The following is a 6,021-nucleotide window of genomic DNA, read 5'->3' on the forward strand; positions in this document are numbered from 1 at the left end:
GGTGCTTGCATCCATCCGAACGTTCCCGTATATTATTTCCCGCACCGCTTGGGGGCGTAGCTCAGCTGGGAGAGCGCTTGACTGGCAGTCAAGAGGTCAGGGGTTCGATTCCCCTCGTCTCCACCCAAGTGAAACCGCAGCCTCCGGATTCCGGAGGCTGTTTTCATATCATACGGGCTCTTGGCGCAACGGTTAGCGCAGGGGACTCATAATCCCTGGGTTGCTGGTTCGAATCCGGCAGGGCCCACCCGAACCGCGACGACGGCCCCGTATCACGGGGCCGTCTTTTCGTCGGCGCCCTCCGTCTCCGGCATGCGGATACCGGATGCCCGCCGGCACCCTCGGTAGGGGAGGCGCGCCCCGTGCACCGTCCTGTGCGCCGCGGGAGACGACTACCGCGAGGGGCCCGCGCCGGCGTCAGGCGAATTATGGAGTCCGGAAAAATCCCGCTTGCCCGGAACGGTTTGTGTGTTAGTATCTTCTTCGCCGAAAGGCTCACGGGCGATTGGCTCAGGGGTAGAGCATATCCTTCACACGGATGGGGTCACAAGTTCGAATCTTGTATCGCCCACCATCACACACGAAAGGCTCCAGGCGACTGGGGCCTTTTTTCTTGAGCGGCAGGCTGGAAGCAGGGACAGGGACCATGATTCTCCTCGTTGACAAGGTTGAGAAGAGCTTCGGCGCGCGCACGCTGTTTTCCGGCGCGTCGTTCCAGATCAACGCGGGCGAGCGCTATGCGCTCGTCGGGCCGAACGGCGCGGGCAAGACCACCATGCTGAAGATCATCATGGGCATCGACGCCCCCGATGCCGGCACGGTCACCTACGCGAAGGACGTGAACGTCGGCTACCTCGAGCAGGAGACCAAGCTCGCCTCCGACTCCTCGATCATCCGCGAGGTCATGGATGCGGCCATCGAGATCCAGCGCCTGGGCAACCGGGCCGAGGAGCTGTCGCTCCAGATCTCCGAGGCCGACGGGGACGACCCCTCGCTCGAGGCGCTGCTCGCCGAATACGGGCGCGTCCAGGACCGGTTCGAGCACCTGGGAGGCTACGAGCTGGAGAGCAACGCGCGCCAGATCCTCTCGGGCCTCGGCTTCGCGCCCGAGGACTTCGACCGCCCCTGCTCCGAGTTCTCGGGCGGCTGGCAGATGCGCATCGCGCTCGCCAAGCTGTTCCTGCGCCGACCCGACCTGCTGCTGCTCGACGAGCCCACCAACCACCTCGACCTCGAGAGCGTCCAGTGGCTCCGCGGCTTCATCTCCTCCTACGAGGGCGCCGTGCTGATCGTCAGCCACGACCGCGCCTTCATGGACGCCTGCGTCGACCACGTCGCCGCCCTCGAGAACCGGCGCATCACCACCTATACCGGCAACTACAGCTCCTACCTCAAGCAGCGCGAGGACAACCTCGAGCAGATGCGCGCCAAGCGCGCCGCCCAGGAGCGCGAGATCGCCCATATGCAGGTGTTCGTCGACAAGTTCCGCTACAAGCCCACCAAGGCCGCCCAGGCGCAGGAGCGCATACGCAAGATCGAGCAGATCCGCCGCGAGCTCGTGATCCTTCCCGAGGGCCACAAGCACGTCGACTTCAAGTTCCCCGACCCCCCGCGCTCCGGCGACCTTGTCGCGGCGCTGGAGGGCGTCTCCAAGGCCTACGACGGCAAGACCGTCTACGACGGCATCGACCTCAAGCTCTACCGCGGCGACCACGTGGCGCTCGTCGGCCCCAACGGCGCCGGCAAGTCCACCCTGCTCAAGATGCTCGCCGGCATCGAGGCCCCGACCGCGGGAACCCGTGAGCTCGGCGCCCATGTGGGCGTCGCGTACTACGCGCAGCATCAGCTCGAGGGCATGAAGGAGTCCAACACCGTCCTGCAGGAGATCGATTCGGTGGCGCCCACCTGGACCGTCCCGCAGCAGCGCAGCCTGCTCGGCGCCTTCCTGTTCTCGGGCGAGGACGTCGACAAGCGCGTGAGCGTCCTATCCGGCGGCGAGCGGGCGCGCCTCGCCCTGGCCAAGATGCTCGTCGCCCCCGAGGCCCTCCTGTGCCTCGACGAGCCCACCAACCACCTGGATATCGACTCGGTCGACATGCTCGAGAACGCCCTCAAGGCCTTCCCGGGGACCATCGTGCTCATCAGCCACGACGAGCACCTCGTCCGCGCCGTGGCCAACCGCGTGGTGGACATCCGCGACGGCAAGATGACGGTGATCGACGGGGACTACGACTACTACCTGTTCAAGCGCGAGGACCTGGCCGAGCGCGCCGCGCAGGCGGCGGGCGAAGACGCGGGCGGCACCCAGACGTCCGCGCGCAAGCCCACCGCGTCTGACTCATCCGGGCGGACCTACCGCAGGACCCACGACGCCCCGTCCGAGGCCGCCGGCAAGAAGACCCGCGAGCAGAAGCGCGCCGAGGCCGAGGCCCGCGCCGAGCTGAACCGGCGCCTCAAGAAGACCCGCGACCGCCTGAAGAAGGTCGAGCGCGAGCTCGAGACCAAGCGCGGCCGCTATGATGAGCTCATGGAGCTTATGGCATCCGAGGAGCTTTATGCCGATCAGGCGAAATTCAGCGAGGCGCTTGCGGAATACAATGGGCTGAAAAAGGACATCCCGGCCCTCGAGGACGAGTGGCTGGAGCTATCCACCACGATCGAGGAGGAGACCGCACGTGGATCTGCGTAGAGCCGGCGCCGTCGCCCTGACCGTGTTCTCCTACATCGCCCGCGTCTGCGCCATCCTGCTCGGCCTGCTCACCGTCCTGCTGTGCTTCCCGGGCGTCGCGGTGCGTCTGAACATCATGGGGCTCGTGATGGACCTCACGCAGGCCCTGCCCGACGTCATCGCCGGGTACGGCCTCATCACCTCGCCCTTCGGCGGCGTCTTCCGCTTCGACTTCGCCCTCGCGATGGTCTTCCTGCTCGTGGTCGACTACGCGGCGCAGCGGGCCGCCCGCGCCCTGCGATAGGAGCCCCCATGGACTGGAGCTACGTTCTGTACATCCTCGCCTCGGCCGCGGCGGTCATCGTGGGCATCGTGGTCCATGAGAGCGCCCACGCGCTGGCGGCCTACCTGCTGGGCGACCGCACCGCGCGCTCGCGCGGGCGCATCTCCCTGAACCCGATGCGCCATATCGACCCCTTCGGCACCGTCTTGCTGCCGCTGCTCATGATCGCCGCGGGCGGGCCGGTGTTCGCCTTCGCCAAGCCGGTCCCGGTCTACCTGGGCAACCTCAAGCACCCCAAGCGCGACGAGGTCCTCGTGTCGCTGGCGGGCCCCGCGTCCAACGTCGTCCTCGCCGTGCTCGGCGCCGTGGTGCTGCGCGTCGCCGCGGACAACGCCTTCGCGGTCGCCTCCGTGCTCGGCGCGGCCACCACCGGGGCCGTCGCGAGCTTCTGCCTGCAGTTCATCGCCGTCAACCTCTCCCTGGCCTTCTTCAACCTGATCCCGCTGCCCCCGCTCGACGGCTCGTCGATCCTCGTCCTGTTCCTCAAGGGGCGCGCCCTCGACCGCTACTACGAGGTCCAGCGCTACGCCATGCCCATCCTGATCGTCGTGCTCTACGTGCTCCCCACGGTCTTTGGCATCGACCTTCTGGGGATGTACTTCGACGTGACCCTGCAGCCCGTCTACCGGCTGCTCGTCCGCTTCGCCCTCGGATGGTAGTGCGCTACAATCGACGGGACGGCAGCATGGACGCAGACGGGGAGGGGAGGGCGCCGTGTCGTACCGCGTGACCACACAGGCCTATTCGGGCCCCTTCGACCTGCTGCTGCAGCTCGTCTCGCGCCAGAAGGTGGATATCGGCTCCATCTCGATCTCCGAGGTCGCCGAGCAGTACCTCGCCGAGGTCGACCGGCTCGAGGCACTCGACCTCGACGTCGCGAGCGACTTCCTGCTCGTCGCGGCGACCCTGCTCGACATCAAGGCCGCCTCCCTCATCCCGGCGGAGGACACCCGCCGCGCGCCCGCAGACGAGGAGCTCGACGAGTACGCGGACCTCGACGGCGAGCAGCTGCGCGAGGTGCTCATCGCCCGCCTCATCGCCTACAAGCAGTTCAAGGGCGCCGCGGCCGCACTCGGCGCGCGCATGGAGGCGGAGAGCCGCATGCACCCGCGCGTGGCGGGCCCCGACCCCGAGTTCATGGGCCTCATGCCCGACTACCTCGCCGGCATCACCCTGCGCGGGCTCGCCGTCATCTGCGCCGACCTCGACGGCAGGCGCGAGACCTTCCTGCTCGAGGCGGAGCACGTAGCGCCCCATCGCGTGCCGCTCGAGCTCACCGTCGCCTCCGTCGACCGGGTGACCATGGCGCGCCGGCGCACCACCTTCCGGGAGCTCCTCGACGGGGAGGCGACCACCGAGCAGGTCGTCGCGACCTTCCTCGCCATCCTGGAGCTCGCCAAGCGGGGGTCCGTCACGCTCGCGCAGGAGGAGAACTTCGGCGCCATCACCATCAACCGCGTCGAGGGGGCGCCGGCCTACCGGCCCGGCGACGCCCTCGCCATCGAGGAGGACTAGCGCATGCAGGATCTGGAAACGCTCGAATCGGGCTCGCTGAAGGGCGCGCTCGAGGCGATGCTCCTCGTGTCGAGCGACCCGGTGAGCGCAAGCTCCCTCGCCTCGGTGCTCGGCATCGCCCCCGGCGAGGCGGCATCGCTGCTCGCCGAGCTCAAGGTGGAGTACGAGGAGGCCGAGCGCGGGTTCCAGCTGCGCGAGGTCGCCGGCGGCTGGAGGCTGTTCACCCACCCGGCCTACCACGACCAGGTCGAGGCCCTCGTCCTCTCCTGGGACACGCAGAAGCTCAGCCAGGCGGCGCTCGAGACCCTCGCTGTGATCGCCTACCACCAGCCGGTGACCCGCGAGACGGTCAAGGGCATCCGCGGGGTCAACTCCGACGGCGTCATCTCGTCCCTCGTCGACAAGGGCCTCGTGCGCGAGATGGGCCGCGACCCGCAGCGCGGGCAGGCCATCATCTACGGGACCACGACGGCGTTCCTCGAGAAGTTCGGGCTGCGCAGCACCAAGGACCTCCCCGACCTCGAGCAGTTCGCCCCCGACGAGCAGACGCGCCGCTTCATCCGCGAGCGGCTGTCCGGCCGCACGATCCAATCAACCCTGGAGGAGACCGACGATGAGCTCGCCGAGGAGCGCGAGCTCATCGACCTCGACGACGAGGACCCCGACGCCGACCTCGTGCTCATCGGCAACGCGACGGACGAGGACTTCGATGAGTGACCCCATGCCCCCGCGCGACCCCGCAACCGGGGAGCTCATCGTCCCCATGCGCCTGCAGCGCTTCCTCGCCCGTGCCGGCGTCGCCTCGCGCCGCGGGTCGGAGGACCTCATGACCGCCGGGCGCGTCGCCGTCAACGGCGTCGTCGTCACCCAGCTCGGCACCAAGGTCGATCCCGCGCGCGACACCGTGACCGTCGACGGCGCCCCCGTCCGCCCGGGCGGGACCGCCGTGCACCTCGTCCTGAACAAGCCCGCCGGGTACGTCACGACCATGCGCGACCCCCAGGGCAGGCCGTGCGTGGCGGACCTCGTGCCCACCGACCGCTTCCCGGGCCTGTTCCCCGTCGGGAGGCTCGACCGCGACACGACCGGCCTGCTGCTGTTCACCACCGACGGCGACCTCGCCCAGGACCTGCTGCACCCCTCGCGCCACGTCTACAAGACCTATCTCGCGCTCGTGGACGGACGCGTCGCCGACGCGGAGCTCGAGCCCCTGCGCCGCGGCATCGAGCTCGACGACGGCCCCTGCCAGCCGGCGCGCTGCCGCCTGCTCGGCGCGCGCGAGGCCGCGCCCGTCGCCGCCCGGGGGATCCCGCGCGGCGCCTCCGCCGTCGAGGTCGTGATCCACGAGGGCCGCAAGAACCAGGTGAAGCGCATGCTCGGCAAGATCGGCCATCCCGTCCTGGCCCTGCACCGCTCCCGTTTCGGCCCGCTTCGGCTCACCGGGGTCGAACAGGGGGCGTGGCGCCTGCTCACCGACGAGGAGCGGCGGGGGGCC

The 6,021-nt window shown here is 69.0% G+C and carries 6 protein-coding genes and 3 tRNA genes; all 9 read left to right on the top strand.

What is annotated here, in order from left to right; all coding sequences use genetic code 11:
- Positions 1–50 precede the first annotated feature (50 nt).
- Positions 51–123, top strand: a tRNA-Ala gene (locus PHA29_RS02870).
- 51 nt (positions 124–174) lie between these two features.
- Positions 175–247, top strand: a tRNA-Ile gene (locus PHA29_RS02875).
- Between the two features lie 252 nt (positions 248–499).
- Positions 500–574: transfer RNA gene (locus tag PHA29_RS02880), tRNA-Val, on the top strand.
- A 72-nt stretch (positions 575–646) separates the two neighbouring features.
- The gene (locus PHA29_RS02885; RefSeq protein WP_270847983.1) at positions 647–2,689 is read left to right on the top strand and encodes an ABC-F family ATP-binding cassette domain-containing protein; all 2,043 of its coding nucleotides are present in this window, start codon (positions 647–649) and stop codon (positions 2,687–2,689) included.
- On the top strand, positions 2,676–2,972 hold the full coding sequence (locus PHA29_RS02890; RefSeq protein WP_270403320.1) for a hypothetical protein: 297 nt from the start codon (positions 2,676–2,678) through the stop codon (positions 2,970–2,972). The genes PHA29_RS02885 and PHA29_RS02890 overlap by 14 nt, the downstream gene beginning before the upstream one ends.
- 8 nt (positions 2,973–2,980) lie before the next feature.
- Positions 2,981–3,670: a site-2 protease family protein gene (locus PHA29_RS02895; protein WP_270847985.1), complete on the top strand. Its 690-nt coding sequence runs from the start codon at positions 2,981–2,983 to the stop codon at positions 3,668–3,670.
- 55 nt (positions 3,671–3,725) lie between these two features.
- Positions 3,726–4,526, top strand: a complete 801-nt coding sequence (locus PHA29_RS02900) for a segregation and condensation protein A (RefSeq protein WP_270847987.1) — start codon at positions 3,726–3,728, stop codon at positions 4,524–4,526.
- Positions 4,527–4,529: 3 nt separating this feature from the next.
- Positions 4,530–5,243, top strand: coding sequence for an SMC-Scp complex subunit ScpB (gene scpB / locus PHA29_RS02905; protein ID WP_270847989.1), 714 nt, complete (start codon positions 4,530–4,532; stop codon positions 5,241–5,243).
- The coding region (locus PHA29_RS02910; RefSeq protein WP_270847990.1) for a pseudouridine synthase at positions 5,236–6,021 on the top strand (786 nt) is incomplete at its 3' end. The genes scpB and PHA29_RS02910, both read left to right, overlap by 8 nt.

Source organism: Candidatus Collinsella stercoripullorum, assembly GCF_027669965.1.
Taxonomy (GTDB): Bacteria; Actinomycetota; Coriobacteriia; order Coriobacteriales; family Coriobacteriaceae; genus Collinsella; species Collinsella stercoripullorum.